At 63.8% G+C, this 16389-nt stretch carries 14 protein-coding genes; 6 read left to right on the top strand and 8 right to left on the bottom strand.

From position 1 onward, the window contains the following. Positions 1 to 89 precede the first annotated feature (89 nt). On the top strand, positions 90 to 2492 hold the full coding sequence (lon, locus tag AC1VV3_RS03975; RefSeq protein WP_132263245.1) for an endopeptidase La: 2403 nt from the start codon (positions 90 to 92) through the stop codon (positions 2490 to 2492). Positions 2493 to 2673: 181 nt separating this feature from the next. Continuing rightward, positions 2674 to 3699 (top strand): aspartate-semialdehyde dehydrogenase, encoded by a 1026-nt coding sequence (locus AC1VV3_RS03970; RefSeq protein ID WP_134093080.1) that lies wholly within the window; start codon positions 2674 to 2676, stop codon positions 3697 to 3699. Positions 3700 to 3810: 111 nt separating this feature from the next. Here AC1VV3_RS03970 and AC1VV3_RS03965 read toward each other — a convergent pair whose 3' ends face one another. Beyond that, on the bottom strand, positions 3811 to 4047 hold the full coding sequence (locus tag AC1VV3_RS03965; protein ID WP_431566863.1) for a hypothetical protein: 237 nt from the start codon (positions 4045 to 4047) through the stop codon (positions 3811 to 3813). A gap of 71 nt (positions 4048 to 4118) precedes the next feature. Between AC1VV3_RS03965 and AC1VV3_RS03960 the strand changes: the two genes are divergently transcribed. The 3 genes from AC1VV3_RS03960 (at position 4119) to AC1VV3_RS03950 (ending at position 7406) form a co-directional block, all read left to right on the top strand. Beyond that, on the top strand, positions 4119 to 4562 hold the full coding sequence (locus tag AC1VV3_RS03960; protein ID WP_431566862.1) for a GFA family protein: 444 nt from the start codon (positions 4119 to 4121) through the stop codon (positions 4560 to 4562). Further along, positions 4563 to 5324: an alpha/beta fold hydrolase gene (locus tag AC1VV3_RS03955; RefSeq protein ID WP_482961961.1), complete on the top strand. Its 762-nt coding sequence runs from the start codon at positions 4563 to 4565 to the stop codon at positions 5322 to 5324. Between the two features lie 246 nt (positions 5325 to 5570). After that, positions 5571 to 7406 carry a M2 family metallopeptidase gene (locus AC1VV3_RS03950; protein WP_431566860.1) on the top strand — a complete coding sequence of 612 codons (1836 nt, stop codon included), beginning with the start codon at positions 5571 to 5573 and terminating at the stop codon, positions 7404 to 7406. A gap of 181 nt (positions 7407 to 7587) precedes the next feature. Here AC1VV3_RS03950 and AC1VV3_RS03945 read toward each other — a convergent pair whose 3' ends face one another. The 7 genes from AC1VV3_RS03945 to AC1VV3_RS03915 form a co-directional block, all read right to left on the bottom strand. Then, positions 7588 to 10374, bottom strand: a complete 2787-nt coding sequence (locus AC1VV3_RS03945) for a TonB-dependent receptor (RefSeq protein ID WP_482961960.1) — start codon at positions 10372 to 10374, stop codon at positions 7588 to 7590. Between the two features lie 399 nt (positions 10375 to 10773). Beyond that, on the bottom strand, positions 10774 to 12204 hold the full coding sequence (locus AC1VV3_RS03940) for an AMP nucleosidase (RefSeq protein ID WP_431566858.1): 1431 nt from the start codon (positions 12202 to 12204) through the stop codon (positions 10774 to 10776). 82 nt (positions 12205 to 12286) lie between these two features. Then, positions 12287 to 12787, bottom strand: coding sequence for a GNAT family N-acetyltransferase (locus AC1VV3_RS03935; protein WP_431566857.1), 501 nt, complete (start codon positions 12785 to 12787; stop codon positions 12287 to 12289). 88 nt (positions 12788 to 12875) lie between these two features. Further along, positions 12876 to 13472: a 50S ribosomal protein L9 gene (gene rplI, locus AC1VV3_RS03930; protein ID WP_132263229.1), complete on the bottom strand. Its 597-nt coding sequence runs from the start codon at positions 13470 to 13472 to the stop codon at positions 12876 to 12878. Between the two features lie 14 nt (positions 13473 to 13486). Further along, entirely contained in the window at positions 13487 to 13711 is a 225-nt protein-coding gene (gene rpsR, locus AC1VV3_RS03925) for a 30S ribosomal protein S18 (protein ID WP_021232952.1), read from the bottom strand. A 5-nt stretch (positions 13712 to 13716) separates the two neighbouring features. Next, positions 13717 to 14079, bottom strand: a complete 363-nt coding sequence (rpsF, locus tag AC1VV3_RS03920; RefSeq protein ID WP_132263227.1) for a 30S ribosomal protein S6 — start codon at positions 14077 to 14079, stop codon at positions 13717 to 13719. 291 nt (positions 14080 to 14370) lie between these two features. Further along, positions 14371 to 15192 (bottom strand): flagellin N-terminal helical domain-containing protein, encoded by an 822-nt coding sequence (locus tag AC1VV3_RS03915; RefSeq protein ID WP_132263226.1) that lies wholly within the window; start codon positions 15190 to 15192, stop codon positions 14371 to 14373. Positions 15193 to 15415: 223 nt separating this feature from the next. Here AC1VV3_RS03915 and AC1VV3_RS03910 point away from each other — a divergent pair, with 223 nt between their 5' ends. After that, the gene (locus AC1VV3_RS03910) at positions 15416 to 16360 is read left to right on the top strand and encodes a DUF808 domain-containing protein (protein WP_431566856.1); all 945 of its coding nucleotides are present in this window, start codon (positions 15416 to 15418) and stop codon (positions 16358 to 16360) included. Positions 16361 to 16389: the final 29 nt, after the last annotated feature.

Below are 16389 nucleotides of genomic sequence, written 5' to 3'. Positions count from 1 at the left end.
AATCCCATTGCGTGAGGCGCCAGAGACCCCATATCGTCCCGCGAAGGCCGGGGGGCTCACAGCCTACCCGCGTGTGTGTTGAAATGGATATGACCTTGAACCTGCTTCCCCTGCTTCCCTTGCGCGACATCGTCGTGTTCCCCGGCATGGTCGTGCCGCTTTTCGTCGGACGCGAGAAATCGGTGGCCGCGCTCGAAGCGGCGATGGCGGGTGAAAAGGATATCTTCCTCCTCGCGCAGCTCGATCCCGGTTGCGACGATCCCGACCGCGACGATCTTTACGATACCGGCGTGATCGCCAGCGTCCTCCAGCTGCTCAAGCTGCCGGACGGCACCGTGCGCGTCCTCGTCGAAGGACAGGAACGCGCGAAGCTGGAAACGCTGCGCTCCGAGCAGTCCGCCGAGGGCGAGATGCTGGTCGCGCAAGTCGAGCGCGTGGAGCAGGTCGAGGCCGACGGCACCGAAACCGCCGCGATGATGCGTTCGGTGGTCGAGCAGTTCGGCGAATATGCGAAGCTCAACAAGAAGCTTTCGCAGGATGCCGGCGACCAGCTCGGCGACATCGAGGACGCGGCCAAGCTGGCCGACACCATCGCCGCGCAGCTTTCCGCCAAAGTGGGCGACAAGCAGGCCGTGCTGTCCGAGCCGGACCCGCTCAAGCGCCTGGAAATGGTCTTCTCCTTCATGGAAGGCGAACTCGGCGTCCTGCAGGTCGAGCGCAAGATCCGTGGCCGCGTGAAGCGGCAGATGGAAAAGACCCAGCGCGAATATTACCTCAACGAGCAGCTGAAGGCGATCCAGTCGGAACTCGGCGGCGGCGACGGCGAGGAAGCGAACGAACTTCAGGAGCTTCAGGAGCGCATCGAAAGCACGCGTCTCTCGAAGGAAGCGCGTGAAAAGGCTACGGGCGAGCTGAAGAAGCTGCGCTCGATGCAGCCGATGAGCGCCGAAGCCACGGTCATCCGCAATTACCTCGACGTGCTGCTGGGCCTGCCCTGGGGCAAGAAGAGCAAGCTGAAGCGCGACATTTCCTCTGCGCAGGAAATCCTCGACGCCGATCACTACGCGCTGGACAAGGTCAAGGATCGCATCGTCGAGTACCTGGCAGTGCAGGCGCGCACCAACAAGCTGAAGGGGCCGATCCTCTGCCTCGTCGGCCCGCCGGGCGTGGGCAAGACCTCGCTGGGCAAGTCGATCGCCAAGGCGACCGGCCGCGAATTCATCCGCCAATCGCTGGGCGGCGTGCGCGACGAAGCCGAAATTCGGGGACACCGTCGCACGTACATCGGCTCGCTGCCGGGCAAGATCGTCACCAACCTCAAGAAGGCCGGCAAATCGAACCCGCTCTTCCTGCTCGACGAGATCGACAAGCTGGGCCAGGATTTCCGCGGCGATCCCGCCTCGGCGCTGCTCGAAGTGCTGGATCCGGAGCAGAACTCGAAGTTCCAGGACCACTACCTGGAACTGGACATCGACCTTTCGGACGTGATGTTCGTCTGCACCGCGAACAGCCTGAACCTGCCGCAGCCGCTGCTCGACCGCATGGAGATCATCCGCCTCGAAGGCTATACCGAGGACGAGAAGGTCGAGATCGCCGAGCGTCACCTCGTGCGCAAGCAGGTCGAGGCGCATGGGCTTAAGAAGGGTGAGTTCACGCTGACCCAGGAAGGCCTGCGTGACCTGATCCGCTACTACACCCGTGAGGCGGGCGTCCGCACGCTGGAGCGCGAGATCGCCAAGCTGGCGCGCAAGTCGCTGCGCCAGATCCTGGAAGGCAAGGCGAGCGAAGTCACGATCACGCCGGAAAACCTCTCCGACTTCGCGGGCGTGCGCAAGTTCCGCCACGGCGTGGGCGAGGAAGAGCATCAGGTGGGCGCCGTCACCGGCCTTGCCTGGACCGAAGTGGGCGGCGAACTGCTGACCATCGAAAGCGTGACCGTGCCCGGCAAGGGCCAGATCAAGGCGACCGGCAAGCTCGGCGATGTGATGAGCGAGTCGATCCAGGCCGCCTTCAGCTTCGTGAAGGCGCGCTCGCCCGCTTACGGCATCAAGCCTTCGACGATCCAGAAGAAGGACATCCACATCCACCTGCCCGAAGGCGCGGTGCCCAAGGATGGTCCCTCGGCCGGTATCGGCATGGTAACGTCGATCGTCTCGACGCTCAGCGGCGTGCCGGTTCGCAAGGACGTCGCCATGACCGGCGAGGTTACTTTGCGCGGGCGTGTGCTGCCGATCGGCGGGCTCAAGGAAAAGCTCCTGGCCGCCCTGCGCGGCGGCATCACTACGGTGCTGATCCCGGAGGAGAACCGCAAGGACCTGGCGGAGATCCCCGAGAACGTGAAACAGGGCCTGGACATCATTCCGGTCGCGCATGTCGACGAAGTGCTTGCCCGGGCGCTTACCGAGCCGCTCGAGGCCATCGAGTGGACCGAGGCGGACGAACTGGCAGCAGCGCCTTCGCAAACGCCGGCGCCGTCTGCCACCGCGCACTGATAGGCTGCGGGACATCCTTTTCATGTCTGGAGAGGGTGTCCCGCGGTAATTTTCGGTTAAACGGATGGGCCTGAAAGAAAGTCTTTTGCGTGACGGCGCTTGTCAGGAGCGAAGTCACCCTGTAACGGCCCCCGTTCCTGCCGCGCATCTTGCCGCAGGATTTTGCTAGAAGGATCTTGAAATGGGTTACCGGGTTGCCGTCGTCGGCGCGACCGGAAATGTCGGCCGCGAAATGCTCAACATCCTCGCCGAGCGCGAATTCCCCTGCGACGAAATCGCAGCGGTGGCTTCGTCGCGTTCGACCGGGACCGAGATTGAATTCGGCGAAACCGGCAAAATGCTCAAAGTAAAGAACATCGAGCATTTCGATTTCACCGGCTGGGACATCGCTCTCTTCGCCGCCGGATCCGGCCCGACCGCGATCCACGCTCCGCGTGCTGCCGCGCAGGGCTGCGTCGTGATCGACAACTCGTCGCTTTACCGCATGGAGCCGGACATTCCGCTGGTGGTGCCGGAAGTGAACCCGGACGCGATCGACGGCTACAAGGCGCGCAACATCATCGCCAACCCCAACTGCTCGACCGCGCAGATGGTGGTGGCGCTGAAGCCGCTGCACGACAAGGCGAAGATCAAGCGCGTCGTCGTCTCGACCTACCAGTCGGTTTCCGGCGCGGGCAAGGAAGGCATGGACGAGCTGTTCGAGCAGAGCCGCGCGATCTTCGTGGGCGACCAGGTCGAGGCGAAGAAGTTCACCAAGCAGATCGCCTTCAACGTGATCCCGCACATCGACGTTTTCCTGGACGATGGTTCGACCAAGGAAGAATGGAAGATGGTCGTGGAAACCAAGAAGATCCTCGATCCCAAGATCAAGGTTCAGGCCACGTGCGTGCGCGTGCCGGTCTTCGTGGGCCACTCGGAATCGCTCAACATCGAGTTCGAGGAAGAAATCTCGGCGATCGAAGCCCAGGACATCCTGCGTGAAGCGCCGGGCGTGATGCTCGTCGACAAGCGCGAGGACGGCGGATACGTCACCCCGGTGGAAGCCGTGGGCGATGGCGCCACCTACATCAGCCGCGTTCGCGAGGACTCGACCGTCGACAACGGCCTGGCGCTGTGGTGCGTCTCCGACAACTTGCGCAAGGGCGCCGCCCTCAACGCGGTGCAGATCGCCGAACTGCTGGGCCGCCGTCACCTCAAGAAGGGCTGACGCGGCGGGCTTCGGCCCGAATCGATAAAAAAAGGGCCTGTGGAGCATTCGCTTCGCAGGCCCTTTTTCTATTGGCAGCTCAAGTATTCTGCCTTCCCCGGGGGCGACGGATCAGCCCTCGGTCTCGTCCGATCTTGCCGCGCCGGCCTTCATCTCGGCATAGGCGGCGTCGCGCGCTTCGCCTTCCAGCGTGAGGAGATAGCCCGAGGCTTCCTTGTAAGTGAGGAACGGCAGGCCGTCGGCAACGATCGGCTCGGTGCGGCTGTTGTAGATTCGTTTCAGCAGGCGTCGCTGCGGCCTGCTCAGCGGCGGGTTTTCGCCTGCCGGTTGCGCGTCGGTGGTTTCCATGCAGCGCTCTATCATGCCCCGGTTTGCAACGGCAATGGCGCGGGCGTGTTCGACAGGTTAGTCTGGCGCCCATGACCCGAACCCTGACCGGCGGCTGCCAGTGCGGCCGCATTCGCTACGAGGCCCAGGTCGAGAACGACGAGGCCTATCTTTGCCACTGCCGCTATTGCCAGAAGGCGACGGGCGGCTTTGCGGCGGCGTTCGTGCAAGTGGCGAAGGCCGGTGTCGCCTGGGCGCATGAACCGGACTGGTACCAAAGCTCGGCCATCGCTCGCCGGCCGTTCTGTTCGCACTGCGGAACGCCGCTCGGCTTCGACTTCATCGAAAGCAGCGGCAATATGGACCTGACACTCGGCAGCTTCGACGATCCCGGTTTCTTCCGCCCGACCACGCATTCCGGCTGCGAAAGCTTGCATCCTGCGTGGCTCGATACCAAGGACTTGCCGAGACATTACAGCGCGGAGACCGAAAGCGTCGCCTCGCGCTGGAAGGCGGCAGGACTGGAGGTTCCCTAAGTGAGCGATCTGCGCAAGGAAGTCATCGAAGGTTACGCAGGCACCGATCTGGCCGTGCATGTCATGAGCGACACCGGCGCGCGGCCGTTGCTGCTGCTCCACGGCCTGTTTTCCAGCGCCGACGTGAACTGGATCAAGTACGGCAACGCGAAGATCCTTGCCGATGCCGGGTTCGAGGTCTTCATGCCCGACCTTCGCGCTCACGGCCAGAGCGGCGCGCCGCACGACCCGGCGGCCTATCCCGCCGACGTGCTGGTTGAGGACCTGAAGCTGGTGATCGCGGCGCTCGGCCTTGCCGACTACGACCTCGGCGGTTTCTCGCTCGGCGCTCGGACGGCGGTGCGCGGCGTCCTGGCGGGGCTAGCGCCGCGCAAGCTGATCCTGGGCGGCATGGGCCTCACCGGCCTGTCCGGCTGGGCACGGCGCAGCGCGCACTTCGTGGATGCCATCGACCGTTTCGGCACCATCGAGCGCGGCGACAAGGCTTTCGTCGCGCAGGCCTTCATGAAGTCGATGAAGATCGACCGCGTCGCCGCGCGGCTGTTGCTGGGTTCGGTCGACGATACGGGGGCGGATGCGATCGCGCGGATCACCATGCCCACGCTCTGCGTCTGCGGCGGCGAGGACCACGACAACGGTTCGGCGACGGAACTGGCCGAGGCGCTGCCGCAAGGCGAGTATGTCGAGACGCCGGGCAATCACATGTCCTCGGTGACGTTCAAGGATATGGGGCGGGCTATGGCGGCGTTTCTGCTCGATTGAACCTCGTCATTGCGAGGAGGCGAAACCGACGTGGCAATCCAGAGCGGCGCGGGACTGCCCTGGATTGCTTCGCTACGCTCGCAATGACGAAGTGAGGGAAGGGGGAAGGGGTACAGGCATGTAGGAGGGAACGCACGCATCGGTGTCTCCCCTGCTTATTCTCCTCCCTTTCTGCCTCAACGGTTGATCTGACGCAGCGGGCGACTAGTCTCCCGCGCCATCAGAGAGAAAAATGAGGCAAACCCCATGAAATTCGCATCCACTGCGCTTGCCGCGCTCGCGGCCGGGCTTTCGTTCGGCATTGCCGCGCCGGCCTTCGCCGAAGACGCACCGGCCTATCCGCAGACCGCGCAAGGCGCCGCGCAGTTCATCGCGGCGGCCGAGAAGGACCTGTTCGATTTCTCGGTCGACAATGCCCGCGTCAACTGGGTGAACTACACGTATCTCACTGACGACACCGATGCCCTGGCGGCGCAGTCCAACGGGCTGCTGACCGAGAAGCAGGTCGCCTATGCCGTGGAAGCCGCGAAGTTTTCCAAGCTGCCCGGCCTCGACGCCGACGTCTCGCGCAAGCTGGGCATCCTGCGCCAGGGCATCGTCCTGCCGGCGCCGACCACGCCGGGCGCGGCGGCGCAGTTGAGCGAGATCAGCACGCGGCTTGCCTCCACTTACGGCAAGGGCCGCGGCACGCTGGACGGCAAGGAGATCAACGGCTCGGATATCGAGGCGGAGATGGGCAACCTCACGCACACGCCTGCCGAGTTCGCCGAGATGTGGACGACCTGGCACGACAATGTCGGCAAGCCGATGAAGGGCGACTACGTCAAGATGGTCGGCATCGCCAACCAGGGCGCCAAGGAACTCGGCTATGCCGACGTCGGTGCCATGTGGCGTTCGGGCTACGACATGAGCCCCGAGCAGTTCTCCGCCGAAACGCAGCGCCTGTGGGAAGAAGTGAAGCCGCTCTATCTCGCGCTGCATACGTACGTCCGCCATAAGCTGAACGAGAAGTACGGCGATGCCGTGCAGCCCAAGACCGGACCGATCCGCGCCGACCTGCTGGGCAACATGTGGGCGCAGGAGTGGGGTACGATCTATCCGCTGGTCGCGCCGAAGGGTGCCGGCGATCTCGGCTACGACATCGGCGATCTGCTGAAGGCGCAGGGGCGCACGCCGATCGACATGGTCAAGGCGGGTGAGGGCTTCTACTCGTCGCTCGGCTTTGCGGCGCTGCCCGAGACCTTCTGGAAGCGCTCGATGATCGTGAAGCCCGCCGACCGCGAGGTGATCTGCCACGCCTCGGCCTGGGACGTGGACAACAAGGACGACGTGCGCATCAAGATGTGCACCAAGGTGGATTCGACCGACTTCGTGACGATCCATCACGAGCTCGGCCACAACTATTACCAGCGCGCCTACAACAAGCAGCCGTTCCTCTACCTCAACGGCGCCAACGACGGCTTCCACGAGGCCATCGGTGATTTCATCGCGCTGTCGATCACGCCGCAGTACCTCGTGCAGATCGGCCTGCTCGACAAGGCCAAGGTGCCCAGCGCCGACAAGGACATCGGCCTCCTGCTGCGCCAGGCGATGGACAAAGTGGCGTTCCTGCCCTTCGGCCTGCTGATCGACCGTTATCGCTGGGGCATCTTCGACGGTTCGATCCAGCCCGCCGACTACAACAAGGCCTGGACCAAGATGCGGCTGGACTACCAGGGCGTTACCCCGCCCGCCGCACGCAGCGACGACGGTTTCGATGCCGGCGCGAAGTTCCATGTTCCCGGCAACACGCCTTACACGCGCTACTTCCTCGCCCGCATCCTGCAGTTCCAGTTCTACCAGGCGGCGTGCAAGCAGGCCGGCTGGAAAGGGCCGCTGCACCGTTGCAGCTTCTACGGCGACAAGAAGGTCGGCGCGAACCTGAACAAGATGCTGGAAATGGGCATGTCGAAGCCCTGGCCGGAAGCGCTCAAGGCTTTCACCGGCACCCCGCAGATGAGTGCCAAGCCGATGCTCGACTACTTCGCGCCGCTGAAGAAGTGGCTCGACGAGCAGAACAAGGGCGAGAAGCAGGGCTGGTGACGCCTGCGCCCGCGCGATCGAGGGCGGCGCGAGGTGGCCCTGGATTGCCGCGGGCCTTCGGCCCTCGCAATGACGAGGTTGGGGAAGATACTTTGAATTGAAAAAGGGGAGCCGGTTTGCACCGGCTCCCCTTTTTGTTTGCGCGGCAAGGGGTGATCGCCCCCTGTCCGTCCTTGGACGCTTAGAAGTCCACCGTGATGCCGGTGAAGAACGTGCGGCCGTAGACGTCATACGTCGTCGGGTAAGTGTTGGCCTGTTCCTGGTTGTCGCCGAGGATCGGCGGCTTCCTATTGAACATGTTGTTCATGCCGATATTCCAGGTGAAGCGCTTGGCCACGTCGATCTGCGCGGTGAGATCGAAGTAGTCGTAGGCCTTGATCCGCTCGACGCTGTAAGTGGTCGAGCCGTCGTCGTCCTTGACCGGCGAGAGGTGACGCCAGGCGAGCGAGAGCGTCTTGCCCTCGGTCGACCAGGTCGCGCGGCCGTTGAGGCGCCACTTGGCGTAGACGTTGCCGCAGAGCAGGCCGAACTTGCCGGCGCATTCCACGGTGAGGTCCGACAGGGCCGCGATCGGCTTGAACGTGAAGTTCATCAGGCGCGTGCCGCTGAAGCGCAGGGTCAGCTTGCTGGAATCGTGCACGCCGAATGCCAGCGGAACCGCGTACTGCATGTCGAAGTCGATGCCGTCGGTCTTCACGCCGCCCGAGTTGGACAGGTTGTCGGCTGCGCCGGTGATCGTGTAGCTGTTGGCGTCACGCGGCAGCATCGAGCAATAGCTGGTGTCGTAAGGCGTCCAGCCGTTCGCGGCGGTGCCGTAGCAGGCCGAGATGATGTTCGAGGTGCCGGCGGCGGTGATGTAGTTGTCGATCTTGATGTGGTAGTAATCGACGGTCAGCGACAGGCCCGGGATGAAGCGGGGCTGGATCATCGTGCCGAAGGTCCAGGTGTTCGCCGTTTCTTCACGCAGCGAGGTGTTGCCGCCGTTGTAGCTGTCGATCTGCGAATCGCCGCCGTTGTATTCGGTGCCGATCAGGTTCGCCGGAATGCCTGCCGAAACGCAGCTGGCGTTGAGGTTGGCATTCGAGAGCGCTGCCGTCGTCGCGCAGGGGTCGGTGGCCTGCTCGAAGTTCTGGGCGTTGCCGCTGTAGAGGTCGTTGACCGTGGGTGCCCGCACCGCGCGCGAGAACTGGCCGCGCAGGCTGACGTCCTTGATCGGCGCCCAGACGAGGCCGCCAGAGAACGTGCCGACCGACTTGGCCGCCGTCGAATAGTACGAATAGCGTGCGGCGCCGTTGAATTCGAGGCGGTCGATGAAGGGCTTGTCGGCGATCAGGGGCACGTTGAACTCGGCGAAGAGTTCCTTGACGTTGTAGCTGCCCGAAATCGGTTCCGAACCGTTGAAGCCGATCACGTCACCCGAAGCGAGGGCTTCGTCGGGATCGAAGCTGCCGTGCTCGCTGCGATACTCGCCGCCGATCGCCAGGCCGGCCGGACCGGCGCCGAGATCGAACAGGTTGTTGTTGGTGATCGCGCCGCTGACGACCTTCTCGGTGATGGTCGAGCGATTCACCGTGTCGATCGAGATGAAGTCGGCCGCTTCCTGGCTGATGTTGCCGGCGCCGAAGATGTTCAGCGGGACGCAGCCATTGCTGGTGTCCGAGCAGACGAGATTGCCGTCGGCATCGTACGTGGTGCGCAGGGCCTGCTGGACGCGGCTGGCCGAGACGTTGCCATACTGGTGCTCGACCTGCTTCGTGCGCGAATAGCTGAAGTAGGCGTCGTAGCTCCAGTCGCCCGAAATCTCGCCGCGCGCGCCGATCAGGCCGCGATAGGCCTTGCTGTCGAGGTTGGAGATGCGGTTGCCCACTTCGGACAGGCGGCGATAGACCGATGCCGAGGTGTAGCCGTCGCCGTCGGTGTCGTAGCTGCCCAGCAGCGATTGGGCATCGGCCGACAGGAACGAGGAATCGGTGTCGAGCGAGAACGTGCCGGTCAGCGGGGTCGGCGCGAGCTGGTTCTTCACGCGGTTGTGGATGTACTGGCCTTCGCCGTAGATCGTCAGGTGATCGCTGACGTCGAAGTGCGCCTGGGCCGAGAAGAGCGCGCGCTTCTGCGGGACCTGGAGGTAGTTCTCCGAGGCGTAGTTATAGGCATCGGCCGAAGTGTAGGCAGAGGTGCTGCCGTCCTGGCCGAACTTGTAGTTGCTGCCGTCAAGCGCGATACGGCCGGCCGGGATCGAGCTGGAACCGCCGCCGGTCAGGCCGCCTTCGCCGTCATCGGTCTGCGCGATCGAGGTGTAGCTGCGGGCGGACTGCAGGATCGACTTGCGGCGCATGTAGTCGCCGTAGATCGTGATGTTGCCGCGGCCTTCGGCGAAGTTCTTGCCGACGAGAAGCCCGCCATTGTACTGGGCGCCGTCGCCATCGCCGGTCAGGCGGTAGTTGGCGTTGGCCTGCACGCCTTCGAAATCCTGCTTGGTGATGAAGTTCACCACGCCGGTCACGGCGTCGGAGCCATAGACCGCGGACTTGCCGCCGGTCACCACGTCCACGCGCTCGATCAGCGCGGTCGGAATCGTGTTGAGGTCGACGATCTGGTTGGTGTCATAGGACACGTAGCGATGGCCGTTGACGAGCACCAGCGTGCGGGCGGCGCCCAGGCCGCGCAAGTCGGCCGTGGCGACGCCGCCGCCCGGATTGTTCGACGCGGCGGTCGCGCCCGGCAGGATCTGCGGCAGGTCCTTGAGGATGTTCTCGACGTTGACCTGGCCGGTCAGCGCGATTTCCTTGGCGGAAACGGCCATGATCGGCGCGGCCTGTTCCAGGTTCGGATTGGACAGGCGCGAGCCGGTGACGACGATGGCGCCGCCTTCGGGCTCGGCATCGGCGGAGGCTTGGGCATGCGCCACGGCGGGCAAGCCCATCAGCAGGGTGGACGCCAGCAGCAGGCGCTTCATCTCGGATGTCATTCGGTACTCCCTTTGCAGTTTCCGGCGCGGGATTTGCCGCAGGCCGGAACCAGATCAGGGGGTGTGCTCCCAAGATGAACTATCTGTCATCATGTAATAATAGTTCAATTATATTGTTGGATCGCCGAGTTGTAGATGGGCAACTATTATTTCAAACGCTGATACATCTATGTAAAAATAGCGTGAAATATTGAAACAAACGCGTCACATGGAATAACTTGTTGATGGCTCTTGTTTGAATAATATTATTATCATGCGCTAAAGTTTGGCATCACAAGATTGCTGAATTCGTTGGCCGATGCAATGGATCATTCTGACCGTTCGCCGGGAAATTCTGAAACAAAACGGGCGCCGCTCCTTTCGGAACGGCGCCCGCCGGATGTCTCGCTGCGCCGCGGCTTAGCGGAACGGCGGCTCGTTGAAGGCGCGCAGCTTGCGGGAATGGAGTTTCTCACCCTCGGCGCGAAGCAGGTCGCAGGCGTGGAGACCGATCTTGAGGTGGCTGGCGATGGCCTCCTCGTAGAAGCGGTTGGCCTGGCCCGGTAGCTTGAGTTCGCCGTGAATCGGCTTGTCGGACACGCAGAGCAGGGTGCCGTAGGGCACGCGGAAGCGATAGCCCTGGGCGCTGATCGTCGCGCTTTCCATGTCGATGCCGATGGCGCGGCTGAGGCTGAAGCGATGGGCGGATTCGGTATAGCGCAGTTCCCAGTTGCGATCGTCGGTAGTGACGACGGTGCCGGTGCGCATCCGCTTCTTGAGATTGGCGCCGCCTTCGCCGCTGACGGCCTCGGCAGCCGAGGCCAGTGCCTGCTGCACTTCGGCGATCGCGGGAAGCGGGATTTCCGGCGGGAGCACCGGATCGAGCACATGGTCGTCGCGCAGATAGGCATGGGCGAGCACGTAGTCGCCGATGCGCTGCCCTTCGCGCAGGCCGCCGCAGTGGCCGATCATCAGCCAGACTTCGGGGCGGATCACCGCGAGGTGATCGGTGATGGTCTTGGCGTTCGAGGGGCCGACGCCGATGTTGACGAGCGTGATGCCCGACTTGTCCGGCCGGATCAGGTGGTAGGCCGGCATCTGGTGGCGGCGCCAGGCCGTATCGGACAGACGCTCGCGCGCATTGTCCACCGGCGTGTCGAGGTAGAGGCCGCCGGCGCCCGACAGCGCGGTGTAGCCGTCCGAACCGATCTGCTTGCCGGCCCAGTCCACGAACTCGTCCACGTAGCGGTGGTAGTTGGTGAAGAGGATATAGCGCTGGCAATGCTCGACGCTGGTGCCGGTGTAGTGCTGCAGGCGCGCCAGGCTGAAGTCGGTGCGCAGGCCATCGAAGAGGGCCAGCGGCAGCGGCTCGTCGGAGCCCTGGCGGAAGACGCCGTCGGCGATTTCGTCACCGATCATGGCCAGTTCGGTGGTCGGGAAATGCGCGGCCAGTTCCTGCGGGGTGACGCTGCCCATGCCGACGCCGTCGAGGACGTAGGGGAAGGGGATTTCCTGCGTCGAGCGGCCGACCTCGATCTCCACCTCGTAATCCTCGTGGAGCAGCGCGAGCTGTTCCGTCAGGTAGTCCGCGAAAAGACGCGGCTTGGTGATCGTGGTGACGTAGACCCCGCTTTCGTTCAGGCGGCCGAAGGATCGGCTGTAGAACGTGCCGCGCTCGATGCCGGCATAAGTGATGCGCAACTCGGGATAAGACCAGGCGCGCGTCTCGCGGCGGTCGAGCGGGGGCGGGGTGCCGTTTTCGATGAAGGCGGAAATGTCTGCGCGCAGGGTGTTGACGGCAGTTTCGTATACGCGGACCAGTTCCGCGAGGGTGTTTTCTATCGTTTCCATCGCCCACTCTTACGCGATTCGTATTGCAGTGCAATAGTCGCGGGCGAGGATGGCTGAACCCTGCGGTCGCCAGGCGCGGTGGCTACAGCGGCCGCATCAGATAAGTCACGGTCTTGCCGTTCTCCAGCAGCGCCTCGCCAACGGGTTCGAAGCCGAGGGCGCAATGGAAGGCTTCGCTGGCGGGATTGGGCGGATCGGAATTGACCTCGCAGACCGCCCGGTCGTGACCGGCCGCGCGGGCCTCATCGAACAAATGGGCATAGAGCTTGCGGGCAAGGCCGCGTCCCCGCGCCTGGGGAGCGGTGACGACGCGGTCGATATAGACGAAACGCGGATACTTCGCGCGGAACCACTGGAAGTTGGCGCTATCGTAATCGGCGTCCTGATCGAAAGCGATCAGGGCTGCGTCGAGTCGCCCGATCCGCGCCGCCACGAAAGCGCGCTCCACCAGCATGTCCATGCGGGCCTTGTCGGCGAGCGAGAGTTCCACGGCATGGCTGTTGTTGAGCGCCAGCAGTGCGGCGCGCAGGTCTTCGTCGGCCGCGTAGTCGTGCCGAAGCTCGACCGGGATGTCGGTGATCATGGTCTGTTTCCTGCAAAAAGAGAAAGGCCCCCGCTCCGGTTGGAGCGAGGGCCCTGAATCTCTTCGGTCGTTACCGCGAAAAGGAAGCTCAGGCTTCTTCTTCGGTCTCGGCAACTTCCTCTTCGACCGCGATTTCGCCGGGTTCGGCGTTCGGGTCGTAGGCTTCGGTGAAGCCGGAGACGTCCTGTTCGAACATCGCGGCCATCACGTCCACGCCCTGCGACTGCAGGTCGGCTTCGTCGGGCGAACGGGCAACGTTCACCTTGACGTTCACCGAGACTTCGGGGTGCAGGTTAACGCGAACGTCGAACACGCCGATGGTCTTGATCGGGCGTTCGAGCACGATCATCTGCTTGCTGACTTCGGCGCCCTGCTCGTTGAGAGCGTCGACGATGTCACGCACCGAGACCGAACCGTAGAGCTGGCCCGAGTTCGACGAAGCGCGGATCAGGACGACCTGCTTGCCTTCGACGTTACCCGAGTGCGCTTCGGCCGAGGTACGGCGTTCGGCGTTTTCGGATTCGATCTTCGCGCGGTTGGCTTCGAAGACCTTCTTGTTCTTCTCGTTGGCGCGCAGGGCCTTCTTGTTGGGAAGAAGGTAGTTGCGGGCGTAACCGTCCTTGACGGAAACGACATCGCCGATGGCGCCGAGCTTTTCGACGCGTTCGAGGAGGATGATGTCCATGGGGCTAGCCCTCCTTACTTGACGATGTAGGGCAGCAGGCCGATGTGCCGGGCGCGCTTGATCGCCTGGCTCAGCTCACGCTGCTTCTTTGCGGAAACCGCGGTGATGCGGCTGGGAACGATCTTGCCACGCTCGGACATGAAGCCCTGAAGCAGACGCACGTCCTTGTAGTCGATGGCCGGAGCGTTCTTGCCCGAGAACGGGCAGGACTTGCGGCGGCGGAAGAATGCACGTGCCATGGAAATCAGTTCCCTTCACGTTCACGACGGCGAGTACGCTCGCGGTCGCTCTTGCGCATCATGACCGACGGACCGGCTTCGTGTTCGTCGACACGAATGGTCACGTAACGAATGACGTCTTCGTTGATCTGCGTCTGGCGCTCGAGCTCGGCGACGACGTCGCCCGAAGCTTCGATGTTCAGCATCACGAAGTGCGCCTTGCGGTTGCGCTTGATCTTGTAGGCGAGATTCTTGAGGCCCCAGGTCTCGGTCTTGGTGACCTTGCCCTGGTTCGACTCGACGATCTCGGTAGCGGTGGTGGCAAGCGCGTCGACTTGCGCCTGGCTGAGGTCCTGGCGTGCCAGGAACACGTGCTCATATAGAGCCACGGCAGCTTCCTTTTCTCTAGTCTAACCGATCGCTGGCTTGTCCGCGGGATTGCGGGGCCCCTCCGGCTTTCTTCCCTCCCGTCCGGCATGTCGCACGAGACGGAAGGCGGCCCCTTAGCGGATCTGGCGCGGAACGCAAGACAAAGCTGCATTCCCGGCGGCCGGGAAACGTTCCTAACCGCAATCCAGCCTCGGGCGCAATCGGGGCGGCAGGCGATCCCCCGCGCATGGCAAGACGGCGGACCTTGCGGCCCGCCGTCTGCTTGCGACCCTTCCCGGGCTAGTCTTGCGTCAGCGCAGCAGGCTCATGACGTTCTGCTGGGCCTGGTTGGCCTGGGCCAGCATCGCGGTCGAGGCTTGGCTGAGGATCTGCGCCTTGGCCATCTGCGTGGTCTCGGTGGAATAGTCGGCATCCTCGATCCGCGACTTGGCATCGGACAAGTTGGTGACGTTGTTGGTCAGGTTGTTGATCGCCGATTCGAGGCGGTTCTGACCGGCGCCGAGCGAGGCGCGGTTGGCATTGACGTCCGCCAGGGCGTCGTCGACGTTGTCGAGCGTGGCGGAGGCAGCGGTGCTGGTCGAGACGTCGAGCGCCGAGGCGGTGAGGTTGGCGCCGTCGATCACCTTGGAGGTCAGCGTAACGGTTTCACCCGAGTTCGCGCCGGTCTGGATGTCGAAGGTGACGTCGCTGCCGGTCGTGGCGAAGAGGTTGTTGCCGTTGAACTTGGTCTGCGAAAGGACGTCGCCGATCTGGTCGGTGAGCGCCGTGACTTCCTGCTGCATCGCGTCGCGGTCGCTGTCCTGATAGGTGCTGGAAGCCGACTGGATCGCCAGTTCGCGCACCCGCTGCAGCATGTTCGACACTTCGGAAAGCGCGCCGTCGGCGGTCTGGGCGAGCGAGATGCCGTCGTTGGCATTGCGGATGCCCTGGCTCATGCCGCGAACCTGCGCGGTCATCGAGGTGGAGATGGCGAGGCCGGCGGCGTCGTCCTTCGCGGAGTTGATGCGCTTGCCGGTGGAGAGGCGCTCCATGGCGGTGCCCAGCATCTTGTTGGCGGAGTTGGAAGCGTTTGCGGCGCGCAGGGCGCTGATATTGGTATTGATGACGGACATCGTAAATCCCCGGATTGTCAGGCGGTTGGCAGGTGGCGGAAGCTCTCTTCCGTTCGAAGCTGAGAACGGATGCCGGCTTGCGGAGTTAAGGGCAGGGCGGGGATTTCGTGAGCGTTGGGGGCGCAAGTCGCTTGGGACTCACGACTTTGTCCGCTTTCGCTTGATCGCGGGTGGTTTCCCCCGCATGGCTGCTGCCACCATTCAACAGGGGATATTCTTCAAGATGGCTTCCGGCCTCGTTGCTCTTCTCGATGACGTTGCGGTGATCGCCCGCGCCGCCGCAGCCTCGCTCGACGACGTGGGACTGGGCGTCGCCAAGGCCGGGAGCAAGGCGGCGGGCGTCGTGATCGACGATGCCGCGGTGACGCCGGGCTATGTCACCGACTTCACGCCCGAGCGCGAATTGCCGATCATCTGGAAGATCACCAAGGGCAGCTTGCGCAACAAGCTGTTCATCCTGCTGCCGATCGCGCTGGTGCTGAGCGCGTTCATGCCCTGGCTGATCACGCCGATCCTGATGCTGGGCGGTAGCTATCTGGCGTTCGAAGGCGCCGAGAAGGTCATCGAAAAGTTCGGCGGCGCCCATCACGGAGAGACGCTGGAAGCCCCCGTCACCGACGTGGCCGCTTTCGAGCAGGCGCGGGTTTCGGGCGCGATCCGCACCGACCTGATCCTCTCGGCGGAGATCATGGCGATCGCCCTTTCGGAAGTGGCCGACAGTTCGCTTCTCACCCGCGCGGTGGCGCTGGCGCTGGTGGGCATTCTCATCACCGCGGGCGTTTACGGCGCTGTCGCGCTGATCGTGAAGATGGACGACATCGGCCTGCATCTCGCCAAGAAGCAGGGCAAGGGCACGCAGGCTTTCGGGCGCATGCTGGTGAACGGCATGCCGAAAGTGCTGACGGTGCTGGCCTCGGTCGGCACACTGGCGATGCTCTGGGTCGGCGGCGGGATCATCCTGCACGGGCTGGAAGAGCTGGGCGTTCCCGCTCCCGCGCATGTGGCGCACCAGTTCCAGCACTGGCTGGCCGTGCTGGGCGGCCCGGTCGGCGGCGCGCTCGGCTGGCTGGGCTATGCCGCGGCGTCGGCCGTGGTGGGCCTGGCGCTGGGCGCGGTGATCGCGGCGATCGTGCACTTCATCGCCAAGGCGCGCGGCGGGGCGCATTGATCCAGAATAGCCGTCGTCCCGGATCGAGT

Source organism: Novosphingobium sp. BL-S-34 (assembly GCF_056857015.1).
The sequence above is the reverse complement of the archived record's forward strand: the minus strand, read 5'-3'. Positions and strand labels throughout refer to the sequence as shown.